We start from the raw sequence: 21,129 nt of genomic DNA on the forward strand, positions 1-21,129 counted from the left end.
TCCACGGCGGCGGCTCGCGCCCCCCTGCGCTGTCAGCCCTCCGGGACCACGATGACGGTCGGGACCTCGGCCTCCAGCGCCTCGGCGACCGCCTCCTCCAGCTCGGCCGGCGTCTTCACGGCCCGCCCCTTCGCGCCGTACGCGCGGGCGAGGGCGGCGAAGTCGGGGGCGTGGAGATCGACGGCGACCGGCCGCATGCCCCGCAGCCGCATCTCGTCGCGGATCTCCCCGAAGCCGCCGTTGTCGGAGATCACGATCGGCAGCGCCAGGCGCAGCTCGACGGCCGTGGCGAGCTCCTGCAGGCTGAACTGGAACGCCCCGTCGCCGGCCAGCGCGACCACCGGCCGGTCGGGCCTGCCCGTCTTGGCGCCGATGGCCGCCGGCAGGGCGAAGCCCAGCGTGCCGTACCCGGTGGGGAACAGGAACCGGCCGGGCGGGTCCATCGGCAGCGCGACCAGGGCGCCGTGGTAGACCATCATCGAGTTGTCGCCGACGATGATCGTCTCGTCCGGCAGCGCCCGGCGCAGCGCCGCGATCTGGCCCGCCCACCGCCGGGTGACGTCCGCCAGCTCGGCGCGGTGGTCCGGCATCGGGTGCCCGCGCGGCTCACGTGGCGAGGAGGGCGGCGTCTCGTCCAGCCGCCGGGCGAGGCCGGCCAGCGCCAGCCGGGCGTCCGCGACGATCGGGACGTCGGCCACGTGGTCGCCGTACATCTGGGCGGGGTCCACGTCCACCCGGATGAGGCGCCCCCCGAGGGCGAACCCGTCCTCCCACAGGTCCGCGGGCCCCAGCTCGGTGCCGACGGCCAGGACGACGTCACACGTGGCCAGCCACCTGCGGACGACGTCGATCCGGAGCGTCGTCCCCAGCGCCAGCGGATGGCTCTCGGGCACCACTCCCTTGCCGTTGACCGTGGTGACGATCCGGGCGCCGAGCCGCTCGGCGACGCGCAGGGCGAGGCGGCCCACCGGCTGCCCGTCGTCGCCCGGCGTCTGCGTCCCGCCGCCGAGCACCACCCCCGGCTGCCGCGCCCCGCCCAGCAGCCGTGCGGCCTCGTCCAGCGCGTCCGGGTCGGGGGTGCGGGGAGCGATCCGGTACGGCGGCGCCAGCGCGACCTCGGCCTCCGCGTCCAGCAGGTCGGCCGGGATCTCGATGTGCACGGGGCGGGGCCGCCCTTCGGCGAACGACGCGAACGCCCGCGCGACGGCGGCCGGGATCTCCCGCACCGAGGACACGCGGTGGCTCCAGGCGCACAGCGCCCCGACCGAACCCGTCTGGTCCTTGCTCTCGTGGAGATAGCCCCGGCCGTGACGGGGGTGGTCGGTGGGCACCCCCGGGGACACGAGCAGCACCGGGGACGAGTCCGAGTACGCCTGCGCGAGGGCGGCCGCCGCGTTGACCACGCCCGGTCCGGTCGTGGTGACCACGACTCCCGGCCCGCCCGTCACCCGGGCGTACCCGTCCGCCGCGTACCCCGCGCCCTGCTCGTGCCGCGGTGTGAGGCACCGGACGCCGGCGCGGTCGAGCTCCTGGTAGATCGCGAGGTTGTGCGCGCCGGGGATGCCGAAGGCCGTGTCCACGCCGTACCGCCGCAGAGCCGCCACCAGCGCGGCGGCCCCGGTCATCGACGCGGACGGCGCCGGGGCGGGATTCGATTCTCGACCGGCCACGCATCACTTCCCAGCAGGCAGGAGATCCGGGTGCCACGTCCCACGTGGAGGACAGTACCGCTTCTTCCCCTCTACCGCCGGGTTCTCCTGGCCAGGCCCACGGCGTGCTCGTCGCCGCCCGCGGTGAGGACGTTCGCGATCGAACGCACCGCCTGACGGACCATGCGCGCCGTCGCCTCCTGGGTGTGCGAGGCGACGTGCCCGGTGACGAGGACGCGGTCGCCGAAGTCGTCCAGCAGGCGCCGCCCCATCTCGCAGTCGGGACCGTAGTAGCCGTCGAAGACGGCCAGATGGACCTCGCCCTTGCGCATGCTCGCGTGCAGGGCGGCCGGGTCGACGATGGCCGGGCGGGCGGTGTTCACCACGACGGCGCCGGGGCGCATCCGGGCGAGGACCCCGGCGTCGACCATGGACCGCGTCTTCTCGGTCTCGGGGACCATCACGACGAGGATGTCGCTGCGCTCGGCGAGCTCGTGCAGCGGGAGGAACCGCAGCCCCAGCGCCTCCTCGACGTCGTGCCTGCGCGTCCGGCTGAAATAGGCGACGTCCGCGCCGAACGAGCGGGTGAGGATATCGGCGATTCTCGCGCCGATCGCGCCCAGTCCGATGATGCCGACTCTTCGCGCGCTCAATTCATGCGGAAGGTCGTGCGGTCCGCCCCAGTCCGGGACGCGATTGCCGAGACCCTGCGGAATACGCCAGTTGGCGTTGATGATCTGCCCGACCGTGAAGCTCGCCACCGAATCCGTCGCGGCGCCCGCCGTGTTGGTGACGACGATGCCCAGCTCGTCGGCGGCGGCCACGTCGACGAAGTTCTCATACCCCACGCCGAGGAACGCGACGACCCTGAGCGTCTCGCGCGCCGCCCTCAGCGCCCGCGGAGTCGCCCGCTCCTCGCCGCCGTGCAGGTAGGCGACGGCGCCCCTGAGCTCGGAGATCAGCGCGTCCTCGGTGAGGAAGGGCGAGGACTGCCGGCGCGGGGCGTACCCGAGGTCGCGCAGCGGCGACAGCAGGGACTCGTCGATCCACGCGCCGGTGACCAGGATCCGCGCGGCTTTCGGAGGGGGGTTCACGCCGGCCGGGCGGAGGTGGGCGTGATCGCCGTGCTCCTGCATCACGCGGTCGCCGCCGATCCCCCGTTCAGAGACCAGGGCCGCCTCCGCTCCTCAACGATGCAGCGCGGGCAACTTCCGTCTCAAGTGTAGGCATATCACTCATTTTATGCGATACCCATCGTTGCGGCTAGACCGAAATACATCTTGGGGCCCACCCGTACAAGTGCAATGATTCGGCCTTCATGTCAATCGGCAGGCGATGTATGATCTTAAACCAATAACTGATTTCGATATCCGAGAGCGCATATTGACAAATTCCGGTGCACTGAGCCGCACTCTGCTCGCGATAGCGAGCGCGGTCGCGGGAGCGGTCCTTGGCGCCGTGGTTCAGGGACTCCTGGACAGTCCCGTCCGCATCGCGCTGACCGCCCTGGGACTCCTCAGCCTCGTCACCCTCGCCGCGGTCGCCATGCTGGGCAGCCGCGAGCAGGCGTTGAAGGCCGTCGAACGCCAGATGTCGGACCTGATTCGCCAATCGGGTATGCGCGTCGAACTCCAGCACATCGACAAGATCAGGAAATTCACGAACCTCGAAGCCGACCCCCTGACACAGCTTCTGGTCGGGGCGCGCAAGAGCATCCACGTGCTCGACTTCGTCTCCCGGAACGGGGACTGGCCGGACAGCGGCGCCAACGTCAACCCGGAGCACATGCGCAAGCATCACGAGGCGGTGCTCCGGCACGTCCGCCAGAGCATGCCGTCCATCGCGTACCGGCGGATCTGCCAGGTGGAGGTGAACGAGGCGGGCGGGGGCGACGGCACCGCCTTCAAGCCGTTCGCCTCCGCCACGCGCACCGAGGCCCTGGACCACTACCTCGCCATGCTGCGGCTGCGGCAGGAGCTCGACGACCCGACCATGGTGTCCATCAGGGTCGCCGCGCAGAGGTACCCCTACAAGTTCATCATCGTCGACGGACGGTCCCTGGTCCTCTCCCTGCAGCACTTCGACCGGCACCGGAACCTCCAGCTCCTGGGAGAGCTGATCGTGCTCGACGCGAAGGCCGACTTCCTCGAGGTGTTCATGCAGATGTGGCGGGACCTGGAGAACCGGTCGGTCCCCTTCGACGAGCCGGAGGAGCTGCTGGAGCTGACGGTGAACACGCATCCCGTGGGGAGGCAGGGACCGCCGTGAGGCTGCAGCCCCGCCAGCGGCTTCTCGAGCTCTGGGAGGCGGCCGCCCGCGTCTCCTGCCGCGACGGCTCGTGGAGCTGGGGAGGACGCGACGGGTCCAACTCCATCTCCGACGCCGAGCAGCTCCTGTGCTTCATGTATCCGGCCTCCGAGCTGCCGGGCTTCCGGCTGGACACGCCGGACGAGACGGCCGACGACGTGCTGGCCGCGCTGGCCCACTTGGGCGACTCCGTGGAGATCCCCAAGCTCCTGCTGAAGGTCATCGGCGACTACCTGCGCACGTACACCGCCGAGGACGGGCGGCCCGTCTTCTCCGGTGGCGGCTACTTCCGCACGGCGGACGAGGACGCGACGCCCACCGCCGAGCAGCTCCGGCTCGACGTCGTGGACTCGTTCTCGATGTCGGTCACGCTCACGCTCGGCACGCTCGGCTTCCTCAAGGTGTTCCGGCAGAGCGTCAGGCGGGAGCCGATCCGCCGGGAGATCCGCGAGCTGGAGGACCTCGCGAGCCGCCGGCTGTCGGCGGCCATGGTCGGCCTGCTGCGCAGCTTCACGGTCAACGCGTTCGATCCCGGCTCCCCCCAGGGCCGGACCCTCCTGCGCCAGGTCAACCAGACCGGCGCCCCGGACCGGCGGGTCCTCGACGAGCTGCGGAGGGCTCTGCGGCCGGTGCGTGCGGGGCTGCGCGACCTCACGATCGGCTCGGGCAGCCAGGTCGACCTCGACAACGACAATCTCCTGTTCGAGTGCGGATGGACGTGGGGCATCGTGAAGGACGCCCCCGACGTCGCGACGCCGCTCCCGATCGGCCCCCAGCCGAAGGGCGTGGCGGCCGACGTCCCGCTCCTGTACTTCACCGTGAACGCCCTCGTCGGCATCGCCGACCTGTTCTCCGGGCGCACCCGCGTCCTCGGCCTGCTGGACGACGAGCAGCTCACCCTGGCCCAGGCGATCCAGCGGCGCTGGGACCTCACCCAGCACTACTGGCGCACGGTCGCCATGTCGGGCCGGGGCGCCTGGCCCCTCGAGGACATCCCGTGGCAGACGACGGATGAGCGGGAATCGGACTACTTCAGCCTGGGCGTCAGCGCGATGGTGATCCAGAGCCTGGTGAGCAACCGCTCTTCGGACGTGGACCTCGGCCGGGTGGCGGGCGTGCTGGAGGAGCTCGCCATGCGGGCGCGCATCACCCGCAGGGCGATTCCCGGCGACCCGTCCGTCCACCTGCACTCCCCCGGCCTTCCGGTGCGGCTGCTCGGCGGCGAGGAGCTGGGGCCCGACCTGGTGTGGATCGTCTCCGACTTCGCCGTCAAGCTCCTGAAACGCACGATCTGGGCCGCTTCGATCGCCCGGAACACCGGGACGAGGGAGAGGCTGCTCGCCCTGGCCGACCAGATCTGGCGGCACATCTCGCGACGCCGCTTCATGGACGGTCCGAGCGCCGGCCTGTGGGACCAGCCCGGCAACGTGTTCCCCGACGTAGAGGCGCGCCACGAGGAGCCGTCCTGGTACATGACCGAGCGGGTCGTGGAGATCCTGGTCTCCGCGGCGTCCGCAGGGGCGGAGACGCCGCTGAGCAGCCCGGAGCTCGTCGAGCTGGCCATGCAGACGCTGGGCGAGGCCGAGCACCTGCTCGACCGGGAGCTCGTCACCCGGCCGCTGGTGGCCGGCCAGACGGTCCAGCCCAAGCTGCGCGGCGTCCAGGCCGCCCTGCAGCGGGCCCGGGCGATCCTCAGCGACCGTCCGGCGACGGCGCTGGCTCTGACCCAGGACGCCCTGCTCGACCTCGAGCGCCTGGCGGCCGCACGCGACAGCGCCACGGAGGCGATGTAGGTGCTGGTCTTCGCGATCTCCGACAAGGGCGGGACCGGCCGGTCGGTCACCGCGATGAACGTCGTGTACCGCCACGCGCTGCAGGGGCACGACGCCTGCTACCTCGACTTCGACCTCGGCTCCCCCACGGCCGGGGCCATCTTCGGCATCGGCGCCGCGGCCCGGGGGGCCAGGGAGGGCGGCCTGCACGAGTACCTGCGCGGCTACCTGGCGGAGCCGCTGCGGCTCGACGTGTGGGCCGAGTCCGACCGCGAGGCGCTGCGCGCCAGGCCGCCCGGCTCGGGCCGGCTCGTCCTGCTCCCCGGCAGCGAGGGCGGCGGCGAGCTGTCCTCGGTGGACGAGGAGGTGGTCCGGCGCTGCGCGCAGCTGTTCGGCCGCATCGACGAGGAGTTCGACCTGTGCCTGGTCGACCTCAGCGCCGGCCGGTCGTTCACCGCGGAGTTGGTCCTGCAGGCCACCGCGCGGCCGCCCCGCGTCCCGTTCCGCTGGCTGGTGTTCCACCGCTGGACGCGCCAGCACATCATCGCCGCCGACGGCCTGGTGACCGGGGCCGACGGGCTGCTCGACGTGGCGGCGCGGTTCGGGCACGACCCGGACGAGCTGCGCGACCGCATCCGGTTCGTGCGGACCGCCGTCCTGGAGCCCGGCGCGGCGGAGCTGGCCGGCCTGCGCGACGAGCAGCGGGCCTGGCTGAGCACCTGTGACGACGAGCTGCGCGAGCTCGCCCGCCGCCACGGAGTCGGCCGTACGGCGATGCTCGGCAGGATCCCGCTCGACCCCGTCCTGCAGTGGCGCGAGCAGCTCATCTCCGACGAGGACGTGCTGGCCAGCAAGATCGCGAACGCGGAGACGGCGGCGGCGTTCGACGACCTGGCGAGGAAGATCGTGGACGACAGCGCGTGGGAGGGCCTGTGACGTCGGTGAACGCGGCGTTCGGGGAGGTGGCCGCGGAGCGCAGGATCGCCTCCGCCCCCCTCTCCCACGTGTCCGTCGAGCTCGGCCATCTCTACATGGAGGACGTCGAGGCCGGCCCGGAACGGCTGCGCGAGCAGTTCCGCCGCGTCGCCCCCTGGGCGCGGACCGTGCGGTCGATGTGGCAGGAGCGGGTGCCCGGGGGCCGGGCCAGGGTCAGCACGTGCTTCCTCGTGGACGACTACTTCAGCCGGTCCAGCAGCCCCGCCGAGCTGGTGCCGATGATCCTCGGCACGGCGGCCGAGGAGGGCCTGTCCGTCGACTACCTGGCCCGGGAGTCGGCCTGCGCGCAGGCCGACGGCGTGGAGCCGGCCCGGCTGGTGGAGGACCGACTCGTCGGCGACCCCCCGCCGGGGACCACCGGCTCGCGGCCGCCGGTGCAGGAGACGGGGTGGCTGTGCAACGGCGCCCGCTCCCCCGGCGACGGCACCGTGCAGGCGATGGGGAGGGCCCAGCGGTGGGCGCCGCCCACCCAGAACGCCAAGCGCGGCCACTCGATCTTCGTCGATGTCGAGCTGTGGGACGAGAACGGTCCGGGGCGCACGTGGTCGTGCCCCTTCCTGGCCGCGGTCTGGCAGCTCCTGCGGCTCGGGATGCTGCGCAGCGACGGCCGCGTCCCCCTGCTGCCCGTGCCCGCCCCGGACGCGTGGCCGAAGGGCTGGGACGCCCTGCCCGCCGTCGTCCAGGTGAACGACCAAGCCCAGCCGTTCAGCGCGTACACGACGCTGTCGGTTCTCTCGCCCCGGTTCCTGCCCGTCGAGCTGGCCGTACGGACCATCCTGGGCCAGGTGGCGGTGGACGCCGAGGTCCTGCGGCAGGTCGCCGCGCGGAGCGAGAGCGAGGGCGTCCGGCTCGAGGACGAGCTCGTCGACCGCGTCTCGTACGTGTTCTGCTGACCAGACGGGGAGCCGCACCGCCGATGCCGGTCATGGGGGAAGTGCACACGGGGCTGCTGCAGAACTCCGGGGAGATCGAGGAGTCCACCTGCCGGCAGGTGCTCGCGCTGATGGCGGGCGAGACCGTGCGGGTCTCCCGGCGGCCGATCGTGCACGCCGTCTCCCCGGACCGGCTGACCGGGGTGGACTGCCGGCTGCCGTCCGCCACGCAGTCCCGCGTCAGGGGCGTCGGCACGGTCCTGTCCCGGTGCGCGATCACGGGCGGACGGGTCGCCCAAGGGTCGTCGTACGTCCGCCTGACGCGCGCGGAGGCCGACCGGCGGCTGCCCTGGTCGCACTATCTTGCCCGGCCGGGGGTCGTGGAGGTGCTGGGCAAGGCGAAGGAGCGGGACCTGGCCGACGGGTTCGCCGAGGACCCGCCGCACGGCTGCCTCGACCTCGGCGCGATCAGCGGGCGCCTCCTCGACCTGGCGCAGTCGTCCCCGCTGCTGGACCGCCGGGCCCCCTTCAGGGTCCCCCGTACCCGCCTGCGATGGGCGGCGGAGAGCGGCGAGCCGGCCATCCGCTTCGTCCTGCGGAGCGACCAGACACGGTCGGTCCTGGTCGTGCACGACGGGGCGTTCACCCCCGCCGTGGCCGAGCTCTGCGAGGACCTCGCGCTGCACGACTGGCTGCTCACCACGCTCCTGGTCATGGTGGAACGGGCGCGTATCGGCGCCGTGCCGGGCCTGCAGGCGGCCGCCAGGCTGGCCCCCGCGGTCGACCACCTCCTGCACCTGTGGATGCCCGCGGCGCGGCTCGGCGACGCGATGGCGCCCTACTGGGAGAGCCTCGACCGGCGTCCCGGCTTCAGCCGCCAGTGGCAGTCTCTTGTGGACCGCGTGCGCGACCAGATGGCGGTCACCACCCTGGCCCTTCTCAGGGACACGGCCGAAGCCGGACGGAGGCGGCGGTGACGCTCCCGTATGCCCGTCCTCGCCGGCGACGGCGTCAGGACGCCGCGGACCTCTCCCCGTCCACCGGCCCGCCGTCCGGCCCCCAGGGGACGAGGGGCCGGTCGGGACGGCAGATCCGCAGTAACTCGCGCGCGCCGGCGTCGGCGCCTCCGCGGACGAGCGCCGCGACCAGGTCGGCCGTGACGGGGGCGAGGGTGATGCCGAGCCCTCCGTGGCCGGTGGCGGCGAGCACGTAGCCGTTGGCGTCCACCGGGCCGATGATCGGTATGCGGTCGGTCGTGGCGGGCCGCAGGCCCGCCCAGCGGCGTTCCACCGGCCAGGAGACGGCCGCCGGCATGAGGGCCTCGAGACCGCGCCTGATCTCCGCGAGCCCGGCGCCGGTCACCGTCAGGTCCTCCGCTCCGATCTCGTACGTGACGCCGATCGCGACCCGGCCGTCGTGCCGGGGGACGAGATAGGGACTGTGCTCGACCCCGTCCTCCGAGAACTCCGCGTACACGTGGTGGCGCAGCGGGTACGACCTCGCCTCCGGCACGCGGGCGTCGTAGGCCATGCCCTTGATGGGCAGCAGGTGGTCACGGAGGCCGGGGAGGAGCTCCCGGCTCAGCAGGCCCGCCGCGACGACGACGAACCCGGCCGACACGCGGTCGCCGCCGTCCAGATAGGCGCGGGCGCCCCGGGGACCGGACGTCACGGCCGTGGCCCTCGTGCCGGTCAGCACGCGGACGGCGGGGTTCGCCTCGAGCGTCGCGGCCAGCGCGGCCAGCAGATCGCGGGGGTCGAGCGCGAGCTCGTCGGGCAGCAGGAACCCGCCGGCGACCGACTCGCTCAGCAGCGGCTCCAGCCCGCGGGCGTCGGCCGCCGTGAGGCGCTCGACGGCGAACGGCGAGTTCGTCCAGACAGGGAGGACCTCGGTCTCCAGGCGCTCCATCTCGGCCTCGTCGAGCGCCACCTGGATGTCGCCGCCGTCGAGCAGGGGCACGACGACCCCTGAGGCCGCGGCGAGCTCGTCGAGCCACGCCGGGTAGAGCTCGCGGCTCCGCCCGGCCACCGCGCCGAGCGGGCCGAGGCAGGACGGCTCCGACTGCGGGGTGATGCCGCCCATCGCGGCGTCGGAGGCGCCGAGGCCGAGCCGCGGGCCGGACTCGACGAGCACGACGCTGCGACCGTCCGCGGCGAGCCGATGCGCGACGGCGCATCCGACCACGCCCCCGCCGATGATCGCGACATCGCAGGTGTCAGGCACACGTGCTCCCGATGCGTCGGCGTCCCTGGGTCAGTCGGAAGGCTAGCGGCCGGAGGTGGACCGGTCTCCCATCTCGGCGGAAGTCATCCCTTCCCGACCTATTGGATCCAAAGTACAATTACGGCGCCGGAAGGGAGTGCCGTCATGTCCGCTGCGCCCAGGACCACCGCGAGCAGGGAGAAGGACGAGAGGGTCGCCGACAGGAGCGCGTACGAGGCCGTCATCGAGCGCCTGTCGAAGGCCTCGGTCGACAAGCACTGGGAGCCCTACGCCGACATCCCCTGGGACGATCCCGAGTTCCTGGTCAGCCAGTCGGACCCGCGATGGGAGTTGCCGCCCGTCGACAAGCTGGGCGGGCATCCCTGGTACCGGAGCAGGCCGCCGGAGGTCCGCGCGCGGATCGGCCTGTGGCGGGTGGCCACGGCCATGAAGGTGGGCCTGCAGTTCGAGAACCTGCTCAAGCGCGGCCTGCTCAACTACGCCTACCGGCTGCCGAACGGCTCCCCGGAGTTCCGGTACGTCTACCACGAGATGATCGAAGAGGGGCATCACGGGATGATGTTCCAGGAGTTCGTCAACCGCACGAAGCTTCCGATCCGCGGGATGCCGCTGCCGCTGACCACGCTCGCGCAGGTGGTGCCGTGGATCCCGCTCATCTCGACCGAGCTGTTCTTCATCTTCGTCCTGGGCGGGGAGGACCCGATCGACCACGTGCAGCGCAAGACCCTGCGGGACGGCCGGGCCCGGCACCCGCTGGAGGAGACGATCATGCGCATCCACGTGGCGGAGGAGGCGCGGCACATCTCGTTCGCCCGGCACTACCTGCGGCGGCGGGTCCCCCGGATGCCCGGTCACCGGCGCCTCGCGCTGAGCCTGATCGCCCCGGTGATCATCGGCATCATGGCCAGGATCATGCTGTCCCCGCCCGCCTCGCTCATCGCGGCGTTCCGGATCCCGGACGACGTGGTCCGGGAGGTCTACACGGACAACCCCGCGGCGGCGGCCGAGATCCGCGAATCCGTGGGCCGGACGCGGGAGCTGTGCGCGGAGCTGGGCATGGTGAACCCCGTCAGCCGCCGTCTGTGGCGGATCATGGGCATCTGGGACGACCAGCGGAGCACCGGGAGAGCAGCGTGAGGAAGACCGCCATCGTCACGGGTGGGGCGTCGGGCATCGGGCGGGCCGTCGCGGCCGGGCTGGTCCGGCGCGGGGTCCACGTGGTGATCGCCGACGTCCGGGACGCCGACCGGGTCGCCAAGGAGCTCGACTGCGACGGCGCCGCCCTCGACGTGACCGACGCCGAGGCCGTGGCCGCCCTGGCCGGCAGGGTGCGGGCCGAGCACGGGCGGCTCGACTTCCTGTTCAACAACGCCGGCATCGCCGTCGGGGGCAGCGCCGAGGAGCTCACGCTCGACCACTGGAACCGGACGATCGACGTCAACCTGCGCGGCGTGGTCCACGGCGTCCGGGCGGCGTACCCCCTCATGATCGAGCAGGGGTACGGGCACATCGTGAACACGGCGTCGCTGGCCGGGCTGACCCCGGCGCCGCTGATGATCCCGTACACCGCGGCCAAGCACGCCGTAGTGGGGCTGTCGCTGGCGCTGCGGGCCGAGGCGGCCGCGCACGGGGTGCGGGTCAGCGTGGTCTGTCCCGGGTTCGTGGACACGCCGCTGCTCGACAACGCCAATCCCGGGCTGCCGCAGACCGAGGTGGGCCGGGAGGCCCGCGCCGCGGCGCTGCGCGCCCAGGGGCGGCTCTACCCGGCCGACGACCTGGCCCGCGACGTGTTGCGCGGCGTGGCCCTCAACCGGGCGCTCATCGTGGCGCCGGCCTCGGCGCGGGTGGCGTGGCGGCTCGCCCGGCTCTCGCCGGGCCTGGCCACCCGGGTCGCGGGCTCGGCCTTCCGCCGGTTCCTGGCCTGACCGGACTCCTGCGCCTGACCGGGCTCCTGCGCCTGACCGGGCTCCTGCGCCTGACCGGGCTGCCCGCACGGACAGGCCGCGCGGGCGGCGCCGGTCAGGAGGCCGGCGCCGGGGCCGGTCAGCAGAGCGGCCGGTACTCGAACCAGTCGAACTCGGCCACCGCCGTGCTCGGGTGGCCGTTGGAACTGGCGTACATGCCGACGTACGCGCCGGTGAAGCCGCTGGCGGGCGGCGGGCTGAGGAGGAGCCCGTCGACGGGGCCGCCGACGTCGCGCCACTCGCCCGGCCGTACGGCGAAGCGGGCCTGGTAGGACTGCCCGCGCGCCTCGACGCCCAGGTGGAGCCGGCCCTCGGGGACGCGGACGGAGGCGAGCAGCTCGTCCCTGCCACCGGCCCGGCGGACGAGCTGCAGGCCCCGCGCGGTCCGGACGAGCAGGACGTGGTTGTCGTCGTCGCGCACCAGCACCAGCCCGGCGCACTCCCCCGCGGACGGGGAGAAGTCGAGCGCGGCGTGGACCGCGAAGTCCCGGTGCTGCTGCCGCCGCGCGACGAGGCTGGGGTTGGCGCGCTGGGCGAGCGTCTCCGGCCGCAGGCGCAGGCGCAGCCGGCCGCCCTCCAGGCTCCAGTACGGCTCCCGCGGCGTGCGGAGGAGGTTCCACACGGGCGACAGCCGTTCCGCGTCGAAGTGGTCGCAGAGGGGCTCGGCGGGCCACCGGTGCTCCTGCTGCGCCGGCGCCGGGGCCTCGGGCGCGACCAGGTCCGCGAGCGGCCACCCGTCCTCCCAGTGGACCCGGGTGAGGAAGGTCTCCCGGCCCAGGTTGCGCCCCCCGTCGTACGGGCGGACGGCGAGCAGGACGGCCCACCATTCGCCGTCCGGCGTCTCCACCAGGTCGGCGTGGCCGACGGAGGTGATCGCGTACCGGCTCCCGAGGTGGCGGTGGGTGAGGACGGGGTTGCGCGGGTTCGACGCGTACGGCCCGGTCACCCGGTCGGCCCGGGCCACCATGACCGAGTGCTCGTCGGCCGTGCCGCCCTCGGCGGTCAGCAGGAAGTAGCGGCCGCCCACCTTGTACAGGTGCGGGCTCTCGCACCACACGGCGCCCCGCTGGACGGCCTCCCAGATGACGTGCTCCTCGCCGATCGGGGCGAGGGTGGCCCGGTCGAGCTCCTGGAGCCAGATCTCGGTCTCGCCCGAATAGGCGGCCTTCGCCTTCTCCCGGGTGCCGGTCACCCAGACCCGTCCGTCGTCGAAGAACAGCGACGGGTCGATGCCCTGCAGGGCGGGCAGCCAGACGGGGTCGCTCCACGGCCCGGCCGGGTCGTCCGCGGTGACCAGGAAGGTGCCCGCCTCGTCCATGAGCGTGGTGATCATGTAGAACACGCCGTCGTGGTGCCGGATGGTCGGCGCGTAGATCCCTCCCGAGGGGCGCACGCCGTCAAGGTCGAGCTGGGACGGCCGGTCCAGGACGTGCCCGATCTGCCGCCAGTGGACGAGGTCCCTGCTGTGGAATATCGGAACACCGGGGAACCACTCGAAGCTGGACGTGACGAGGTAGTAGTCCTCGCCCACCCGGCAGATCGACGGGTCGGGGTAGGACCCGGGGATCACCGGGTTCGTGTACGTCCGCATCGGCGCCTCCGCGCTCATCGGTGAGGGTTTGCTTGACGAGGGTCACTGGACGAGGCGGAGCACGCCCCAGTGGCTGGTGTCCAGGTAGCCGCGGCCGCTGGCGTCGCTCCAGGTCGCCGCGGCGGTGCGGGCGGCGCCGGTGGCGTCGTTCACCTGGACGTCGAACCCGATCAGGGCGTCCGGGGCCAGGGTCACGGTGGGCAGCGTGATCGCCGCCTCGATCACGTAGCCGCCGGGCACGGTCTTCACCGCGCTGGTCAGGTTGTCCTTGATCCCGGCCGCGTCGAAGGTGCCGCCGAACGACTGCGCACCGGTGAAGGCGATCCGGTACTGGCCGTCGTCGTCTCCGTATCCCTTGGTCTTGCCGTTCTCGGGGTCCACGAAGATCTCGACCGAGTCCTGCTGCCAGGGGTCGGGGGACTCCGCGCTCAGCGTGGGGTCGGTGACCCGGGCGAGGACGTAGAGCGTGCCGCCGTGCCACAGAGCCCGGACCCGGGCAGTGGCACCGGAGGTGCCCTGGATCCAGGTGGCGGTGCGCACCTCGGGCGCGGCGGCCCAGACGGGGTCGGCCGCGCCGTCCACGACGGGCCGCGCGTGGGCCGCCGTGGTGACCTTGACGGCGGGCGTGAACGTCAGCGCGCCCGCCCAGGTGACGTCGGTCCGGCCGTGGGCGTCGTGGACGGCGACGGTGGTCGCGGTGGCCGAGCCCGACGGGAGCCGCGCCTCGACCCGGTAGCCGCCGGGGGTCCGCCGCACGGCCGCGTCGACGCCACGGGGGTGCGCGCCGCCCCGTTTGACCTGGTACGCCGTGCCGCCAACGGTGAAGGTGACCGCGTCGTCCCTGTCGTCGGTGGGGTCGTTCACCTCGGCCAGGACGTACAGACCGGAGGGGGCGGAGCGGGCCTGGAAGCCGGCGGACACGTCCCCCACGCGGGCGATCGGGGCGTCGGGCAGCAGGTTCCACTCGAGGTCGCGCGCGCCGTCCACCCGGACCGTGCCCGCGGGAGCCTCCAGTTTCCGCACCAGCGGCGGCAGCTTCGAGGGGTCCACGACGCCCCAGTACGCCGGCTTCGCCTGGAGGTCGTCGTCGAACGGCAGCGGCGCGTTGACCCGTGTGATCGGGAACGACCGCAGCCAGCTCACGTCGTCGGACACGCCCCACACCGTGACCGAGCTGATCTGGGACCGGTGCCGGCGGAAGACGTCGAACAGCTCCTTGTAGCGGTACCCCTGCAGTGCGAGGACCTCGGCCGGCACGGTGTCGTACATCGAGACGAAGTCGGTGTAGACGCTCACGTCCAGCTCGGTGACCTGCTGGTCCACGCCGAGTTTGGCGAACTTCGCGATCGTGTCCTCGACGGAGGACGCCGGGGGCTGCTCGATGTTCAGATGCAGCTGGTGGCCGACCCCGTCGATCGGGACGCCCTCGGCCCTCAGCTTCTTGACCAGGGCGAACAGCGCGTCCCGCTTGCGGGGGAACTCGGTGTTGTAGTCGTTGATGAACAGCTTGGCGGCGGGGTCGGCCTCGTGGGCGACCCGGAAGGCCGTCCGGATGAAGTCCAGCCCGGCGATCTGGTACCACTTCGAGCGGCGCAGGCCGTCCGGCTGGTTCTCGTCGACCGCCTCGTTGACGACGTCCCAGGTGGCGATCTTCCCCTTGTAGCGCGTCACGAGCGTGCGGACGTGGTTCTCCAGCCGCTTGAGCAGCAGGGCCTTGTCGGCCGCCGACGCAGTGAGGTCGCGGTCGCCGTCCTTGAACACCCAGTCGGGGGTCTGGCTGTGCCAGGCGAGCGTGTGCCCGCGGACCTTCAGGCCGTGCTCGACGGCGTAGTCGACCAGGTAGTCGCCGTCGGCGAAGGTGAACTGCCCCTCGCTCGGCTCGGTGGCGTCCCACTTCAGCTCGTTGCCGGGCGTGATCTGGGCGAAGTGCTTGAGCAGCAGCCTGCCGTGCTCCCCGAGGGTGTCGGGCCGGGTGACGGCCGACCCCATGGTGAACGGCACCTCGTCCTTGAGCGAGGGGATGTCGGTCTGGATCGGCTTCGGGGCGACGTAGGCCAGCGTGAAGTCGTCCAGGTAGAAGGGGAACGTGCCGCTGTCGGACTCGACGTACACGCTGAGGAAGTCGACGTCGTAGGCGAGGGTGTACGTGCCGGTGAGATGCACCCACTCCCCGGCCGGGACGGCCGTGGGCGCGGCGACCCGCTCGTAGCTGGGGGTGCCGTTCGTGTGCCGCTCGATCGACAGGCCGAGGTTCCCCGACGGGGTGTCCGGGCCGAGCCGCACCCACGCCGACAGCGTGTACTTCTCGCCCTTCGCCATCTTGCCGAGCACGCTGATCGCCGGGCCGTCCCAGGAGGCCGACCTGCCGGTCACGGCGAGGCTGCGGCCGCCGCCGTGCGCCGCGTCGGCCGTGGGCGTGAGCGTCGCCGAGGCCCGCGGCGACCAGCCCTGGGCCGTCCCGCTCTCGAAGTCGGTCGCCAGCCCCGAGCGCGTGGGGTCGGTGTCGGAGGTGACGACGACGTCGTCGATGTAGTACTGCGACGTGGCGTCGGAGCTCTCGGCGTAGAGCTGCAGGCCCGTGGAGTCGGCGCCGAAGCTGTAGGTGCCCGACAGCTCCACCCAGCCGCCGTCGGTCACGGTCCCCGCCGCCACCCGCTCGTACGTCGTGTCGCCGCCGTCCGGGGTGCGCTGCACGGTCAGCGCGATCGTGCTCGACGGCTGCCCGCTCACGAGCCGGGCGTACGCGGTCACCGCGTACGTCACCCCCTTCTCGAACGGCGTCGTGATCGACGCCCCCTCCCAGGTCGCCGTACGGCCCGTGACGAGCAGTGAGGACGAGCCGGAGTGGGCGGCGTCCCGGGTGACCGTCACGGTCGCGCCGCCCCGGGGCCCCCACCCCTGGGCGGTGCCGTCCTCGAAGTCGTACGCGGCGACCTGGACGGCCGCGGCGCGGGCGGGAGCCTGCGCCCACGGGGCGGCCAGCAGCGCCGCGACGAGCGCGGCGAGGCACATCAGGGCGGACGCCGCCCGGGGACGTGCGGTGGACATGGGCTCTCCTCGGGCGGAGCGACGGGGGCGCTCGTGGGGGGTTCTCGAAGGGGTGGGCCGGCCGGCGGCCGGGTGCGCGTGGGCGCCCGGCCGCCGGTCGGCGGGTGCGGGAAGGGGGTCGGCGGGTGAGGTGGTCAGCCGGTCTGACCGGTCAGGTCGGTGAGCGGGTGAGGTCGTCGGCCGGTCAGGTCGGTGAGCGGGTGAGGTCGTCAGCCGGTCAGGTTGTCGGTGAGCAGCCGGATCAGCGGCTCACGCCGTGAGCAGCCCTCCAGGGCGAACGAGTCGGCCAGCGCGAGCAGTTCGCCGTCGTCGAGGCCGCGGAACAGCTCGGCGTACTCGGGGAGCAGCGCCTGGGCGACGAGGATGTGCCGGACCAGGTCGTCGGTCTGGTAGCGGGAGCCCCAGGGGTAGGGGTCCCATGTCGGGAACTCGGTCTCGACCAGCCGGTGCAGCGGGGCGAGGTCGTCGCCGGACTCCTCCATCGTCGAGCCCCACCGGTCGGCGCCGAGCCGCTTCTTCTTCGCCATGAACGAGCCGAACCGCCGCATGTACGGCCCGCCGGCACAGACGAGGCCCTGCAGGCCGACGTCCTTGTAGGTCCACAGGGACCACCCGGCGCCGTGGGCGTCGTAGATCTCCAGCTGGTCGCGCAGGATCTGGTAGCGCTGCTCGTCGACCGAGGGATCTCCGGTGTAGACCGGGCCGAACTCCCCCACCCAGATCGGCGTGCCGGTCTCCCGCTGGAATCGCGTGCGCCGCTCGAAGGCCTGCTCCAGCTCACCGCGGTCGCACCACTCCCCGCGTGTGTAGCCCGGGTACGGCCCGCCGTGGGCGAACCCGGCCAGCGCGTAGTCGTGGCAGACGAACACCGTGTTCTCGTATACCTCCCGGAAGATCGAGAAGTCGGTGGAGTAGGTGTTGCCGTCGAGGAACAGCACATGCCCGGGGTCGACCGCGCGCAGCGCCTTGACCAGGCGGTCGTAGAAGGGGCCGATCACCCGTCCGCTGACGTCGCCGGGCTCGTTGACCGGGTTGTAGCCCGCGACCCAGGGGTCGTCCTTGTAGCGGTCGGCGACCGCCTCCCACAGGTTGACGACGCGGTCCTGGAAGTGGCGGTGCTGCCAGAACGACGCCACGTGGGTCGGGTTGTCGGAGTGCCAGTGCTGGTTCTGCGCGCCGGGGAGCGCGTGCAGGTCGATGACGCTGTAGATCCCCCGCTCGCCCAGCGCCCTGATGACCCGGTCGAGGTGGCGGAAGCCGTGCTCGACGACCTCCATCGGACGGTCGTCGGACTCGAGGTGCCGGTAGTTCACCGGGATCCGGACGCAGTTGGCGCCCACCTCCCGCAGCAGGTCGGCGTCGGCCTCCGAGAAGAACGACTCGAGGAACCGTTCGAAGAACAGCTCGTAGCGCTCCTCGCCCAGCACCTCCCGCACGGCGGAGCGCATCCCCGATTCGTTGGCCGGGTAGCCCGTGATGAAGTTCTCCATGTTGAGCCAGCCGCCGAGGCCGACTCCGCGCAGCCGTACAGGGCTGCCCGTGTCGTCGACCAGTCGTGTTCCGGAGACACGCAGCGCCATCAAATCTCCCTAAGACGAAACCGCCCGACCGGCCCGGGAGGCCGTCGGGCACGACCTCCCCCATTTTGCCTGAAAGTTTCGGTATGTATCCGAATGTTTCGCGACCCGGAGAATAAGTAAACCGAACGTTAACCGTCAAGGGCGCCGTGGGAGCGATCCCAAGCGTCATGGCCCTCACCTGGGAACACCGATGCGGACGACTCCGAAAGTTTCGGCTACGATCTGCTCCATGCCAGTGAAAAGGCGGGTGACCATCGCCCAGATCGCGGAGGAGGCCGGCGTCTCCGTCCCGACCGTGTCCAAGGTGATCAACGGGCGTCCGGAGGTGGCCCCCGAGACCCGGCAGCGGGTGGAACGCCTGCTGCACAAGCACGGATACCAGCGCAGGACCGGCCAGGGAGACGGCCCCGTCGGCCTGCTCGACCTGGTCTTCGCCGAGATCGAGAGTCCCTGGGCGATGGAGCTGGTGCGGGGGGCCGAGTCCGCCGCCCACGAGGCCGCTGCCAGCGTCGTGATCTCCGTGCTGCACACCCATGCGGGCCCGGGGCGCGACTGGCTGGAGCGGATAGCGGCCCGGCGCACCGACGGCGTGATCATCGTGGGCTCCCGGCTCTCGGTCCGGCAGCAGGGCCAGCTGAGCGCCCGGTCGATCCCGTTCGTCGTGGTGGACCCGGAGGGCGAGCCGGCGCCGGGAGTCGCCTCGGTCGGCGCGACCAACTGGCACGGCGGCCTGGCCGCCACCCGCCACCTGCTCGACCTCGGCCACACCCGGATCGGCATGATAGGCGGGCCCGCCGACATGCTGTGCAGCCGGGCCAGGATCGACGGCTACCGGGCGGCGCTGGAGACGGCGGGGGTGCCGATCGACCCGGAGCTGATCCGGTACGGCGACTTCCTGGTCAACTCCGGCCACGACCAGGGGCACGGGCTGCTCTCGCTCGACCGCCCGCCCACCGCGATCTTCGCGGGCAGCGACATGCAGGCGTTCGGGGTCTTCGAGGCGGCGCGCCAGCGGGGGCTGCGGGTTCCGGAGGACCTGAGCGTCGTGGGGTTCGACGACCTGCCCCTGTCGCGCTCGGCGTGGCCGCCGCTGACCACGGTCCGCCAGCCGCTGCAGGAGATGGCCGCGCTCGCCGCGCGCATGGTGCTGGCCATCGGGCGGGGCGAGGGCACCGAGGCCCGGCGTGTGGAGCTCGCCACCGACCTCGTGATCCGCGACAGCACGGCCACCCCCCGCTGACACGTGCGGCACGCTCGCCGCGGCCGCCGCAGTGGCCGCGGCCGCCGAGCCCGCCCGGGCGACGCGCTATTTGGCGAGCCGTCGCACCGGTCACGGCGGTCGCGTTCTTCGCGGCGGTCGCGGCCGGTGCCTCCACCCTGCGCACGGGTCGGGGATGGCGTCAGGGCGGCGTCGTAGGCCTCCGTCCTCGCGGGGATGGGGATCGCGGGCACGACCGGCGGGGATCCGCGCTAAGGTTTCTGCGGATATCGCCGGGTTCGCGGGGACGGGGCTGACGGTTGCTGAGTGGGTGTGGAGCGGCCGTCAGGGCGTCGGCCGCGGCCGTGACTGCGGCTCTCCTCGTCGCCCTTCTGACGGCCCTGCTCGCGGCCGGCCCGATCGCGTCGCCGGTCGCCGCGGACGCCGCCGTGAGCACGGAAGCGCGGGCGACGGCGTTCACGCCGCACGCCGCCTCCACCGCCGCAGAGAGCACCGAAACCCGGGCGACCGCACTCACGCCGCTCGCCGCCTCCACAGCCGCCGTGAGCACGGAAGCGCGGGCGACGGCGTTCACGTCACATGCCGCCTCGGCCGCCGTCTCGGCCGGACCGGGCACGAGGCCGCCCGGCGTCGCCCGTGCCCTGGCGGGCCCGCGCCGCACCGCCTTCGCGGACGAGCCGACCGTCGAGAACCGGCAGTGCCCGCTGGCCGTCCCCGCCGGCACGACGTGCGGCTTCCTCCTCGTCCCCGAACGTCGTGACGTGCCGAACAGCAGGACGATCAAGGTCGCCTTCGCCGTCCACAAGTCGTCCGCGCCCGGCCACAGGCCCGACCCCGTCGTGTACTCCAGCGGCGGCCCCGGCTCCGCCTCGCTCCAGCTCGTCGAGTTCCTGGCGCACATGCTGCCCGACCGGGACGTCGTCGTGGTCGACCAGCGCGGCGGCCGCCACTCGGAGCCCCGGCTGAGCTGCCCGGAGATCGTGCGCGGCGTGGTCGAGACGCTGAAGACCCCTGGTCCGACGGCGCAGGAGACCGGCCCGCTCGTCCGCGAGGCGCTGGCCTGCCAGTCGCGGCTGGAGGCCGAGCACGTGGACCTGCGCGGCTACCAGACCGCCGAGATCGCCGCCGACGTGGTGGACCTGCGCCGGGCCCTCGGCTACCGGCAGTGGAACCTGTTCGGCGTCAGTTACTCGACCCGCTCGATGCTGCTGGCCGCCTCGGAGGACCCCCAGGGCACACGCAGCGTCGTGCTCGACTCCTTCCTGCCCGCCTCGGCCAAGTGGTACGACGAGGCCGGCCAGGCGCTCGCGTCCGCCGTCGCCAAGCTCGGCCTGACCGCGCGCTTCAACGCGATGGTGGCCCGCTTCAACGCCCACCCCGAGACGTACGAGACCCAGGACCCGCTGACGCGCAAGAGGATCGCCGTCCAGCTCAACGGCGACGACGTGGCGACGATCCTGGAGGAGGCGCTGCACGAGGCCGACGTCATCCCGGTCATGCCGGCGCTGGTGGACGGCCTGGCGGACGGCCGCGCCGACCTGCTGCAGCCGCTCGTGGACCAGGCCGGCGACGGGCTGACCTCACACGAATGGGGCCTCTACTACGCGGTCCAGTGCCAGGACGAGGTGCCGTTCAACCGGTTCCCCGACGGCGAGCACCCCCGGTTGTTCACCGCCGTCCTCGACGCGGCCGTCTGCGGCGCCTGGAAGCTGCCCGCGGCCCGGGACGAGAGCACCGTCCTGCCGGACGCCACGGCCCCGGTCGGCTCCGTGCCCGGCCCGGACGACACCACCGCCGCGAGCGACGCCGGCGCCGGGAGCGGCTCCCCCGCCGCGGCGGCGGACCCGACAGGCACGAGCGACGCCGCCCGCGCGGCCGGGACGACGGCGGACAGCGGGCGGATCACGG

The 21,129-nt window shown here is 72.8% G+C and carries 15 protein-coding genes; 9 read left to right on the forward strand and 6 right to left on the reverse strand.

Annotated elements, in window-relative coordinates; translation table 11 throughout:
* Positions 1–32: 32 nt before the first annotated feature.
* Positions 33–1,625 carry a 5-guanidino-2-oxopentanoate decarboxylase gene (locus MPTA5024_RS29080; protein ID WP_036330349.1) on the reverse strand — a complete coding sequence of 531 codons (1,593 nt, stop codon included), beginning with the start codon at positions 1,623–1,625 and terminating at the stop codon, positions 33–35.
* 116 nt (positions 1,626–1,741) lie between these two features.
* Positions 1,742–2,743, reverse strand: coding sequence for a 2-hydroxyacid dehydrogenase (locus MPTA5024_RS29085; protein ID WP_198167451.1), 1,002 nt, complete (start codon positions 2,741–2,743; stop codon positions 1,742–1,744).
* Between the two features lie 364 nt (positions 2,744–3,107).
* Here MPTA5024_RS29085 and MPTA5024_RS29090 point away from each other — a divergent pair, with 364 nt between their 5' ends.
* Genes MPTA5024_RS29090 through MPTA5024_RS29110 form a run of 5 tightly spaced genes read left to right on the forward strand, consistent with a single transcriptional unit; the run spans position 3,108 to position 8,573 of the window.
* On the forward strand, positions 3,108–3,917 hold the full coding sequence (locus MPTA5024_RS29090; RefSeq protein WP_036330355.1) for a hypothetical protein: 810 nt from the start codon (positions 3,108–3,110) through the stop codon (positions 3,915–3,917).
* A complete protein-coding gene (locus MPTA5024_RS29095; RefSeq protein WP_036330356.1) occupies positions 3,914–5,749 on the forward strand; it encodes an SCO2524 family protein in 1,836 nt (611 codons plus the stop codon). Before MPTA5024_RS29090 ends, MPTA5024_RS29095 begins: the two co-directional genes overlap by 4 nt.
* On the forward strand, positions 5,750–6,664 hold the full coding sequence (locus MPTA5024_RS29100; protein ID WP_036330359.1) for an SCO2523 family variant P-loop protein: 915 nt from the start codon (positions 5,750–5,752) through the stop codon (positions 6,662–6,664).
* Positions 6,661–7,617, forward strand: a complete 957-nt coding sequence (locus MPTA5024_RS29105) for an SCO2522 family protein (RefSeq protein ID WP_198167452.1) — start codon at positions 6,661–6,663, stop codon at positions 7,615–7,617. Before MPTA5024_RS29100 ends, MPTA5024_RS29105 begins: the two co-directional genes overlap by 4 nt.
* Before the next feature lie 32 nt (positions 7,618–7,649).
* A complete protein-coding gene (locus MPTA5024_RS29110; protein WP_198167453.1) occupies positions 7,650–8,573 on the forward strand; it encodes an SCO2521 family protein in 924 nt (307 codons plus the stop codon).
* A gap of 34 nt (positions 8,574–8,607) precedes the next feature.
* On the opposite strand, the gene MPTA5024_RS29115 is transcribed toward MPTA5024_RS29110, so the two are convergent.
* Positions 8,608–9,819 (reverse strand): NAD(P)/FAD-dependent oxidoreductase, encoded by a 1,212-nt coding sequence (locus MPTA5024_RS29115; protein WP_036330361.1) that lies wholly within the window; start codon positions 9,817–9,819, stop codon positions 8,608–8,610.
* 144 nt (positions 9,820–9,963) lie between these two features.
* Between MPTA5024_RS29115 and MPTA5024_RS42750 the strand changes: the two genes are divergently transcribed.
* Entirely contained in the window at positions 9,964–10,956 is a 993-nt protein-coding gene (locus MPTA5024_RS42750) for an AurF N-oxygenase family protein (RefSeq protein WP_036330363.1), read from the forward strand.
* Positions 10,953–11,744 carry an SDR family NAD(P)-dependent oxidoreductase gene (locus tag MPTA5024_RS42755; RefSeq protein WP_036330364.1) on the forward strand — a complete coding sequence of 264 codons (792 nt, stop codon included), beginning with the start codon at positions 10,953–10,955 and terminating at the stop codon, positions 11,742–11,744. The genes MPTA5024_RS42750 and MPTA5024_RS42755 overlap by 4 nt, the downstream gene beginning before the upstream one ends.
* A gap of 118 nt (positions 11,745–11,862) precedes the next feature.
* Here the strand turns inward: MPTA5024_RS42755 and MPTA5024_RS29130 are convergent, their stop codons facing one another.
* From MPTA5024_RS29130 to MPTA5024_RS29140, 3 genes are all read right to left on the reverse strand, one after another.
* Positions 11,863–13,374 (reverse strand): glycoside hydrolase family 43 protein, encoded by a 1,512-nt coding sequence (locus MPTA5024_RS29130; protein WP_051458877.1) that lies wholly within the window; start codon positions 13,372–13,374, stop codon positions 11,863–11,865.
* A gap of 42 nt (positions 13,375–13,416) precedes the next feature.
* Positions 13,417–16,422 carry an endo-1,4-beta-xylanase gene (locus tag MPTA5024_RS29135; protein WP_051458806.1) on the reverse strand — a complete coding sequence of 1,002 codons (3,006 nt, stop codon included), beginning with the start codon at positions 16,420–16,422 and terminating at the stop codon, positions 13,417–13,419.
* A gap of 209 nt (positions 16,423–16,631) precedes the next feature.
* The gene (locus MPTA5024_RS29140; RefSeq protein WP_036330366.1) at positions 16,632–18,002 is read right to left on the reverse strand and encodes a glycoside hydrolase family 5 protein; all 1,371 of its coding nucleotides are present in this window, start codon (positions 18,000–18,002) and stop codon (positions 16,632–16,634) included.
* A 229-nt stretch (positions 18,003–18,231) separates the two neighbouring features.
* Between MPTA5024_RS29140 and MPTA5024_RS29145 the strand changes: the two genes are divergently transcribed.
* Together MPTA5024_RS29145 and MPTA5024_RS29150 are read left to right on the forward strand one after the other, a co-directional pair.
* Positions 18,232–19,242, forward strand: coding sequence for a LacI family DNA-binding transcriptional regulator (locus MPTA5024_RS29145; RefSeq protein ID WP_036330373.1), 1,011 nt, complete (start codon positions 18,232–18,234; stop codon positions 19,240–19,242).
* 323 nt (positions 19,243–19,565) lie between these two features.
* Positions 19,566–21,129: alpha/beta fold hydrolase (locus MPTA5024_RS29150; RefSeq protein WP_157099784.1), on the forward strand; the 1,564-nt coding region annotated here is incomplete at its 3' end.

The sequence above is a fragment of the Microbispora sp. ATCC PTA-5024 genome, from assembly GCF_000511135.2.
GTDB lineage: Bacteria > Actinomycetota > Actinomycetes > Streptosporangiales > Streptosporangiaceae > Microbispora > Microbispora corallina.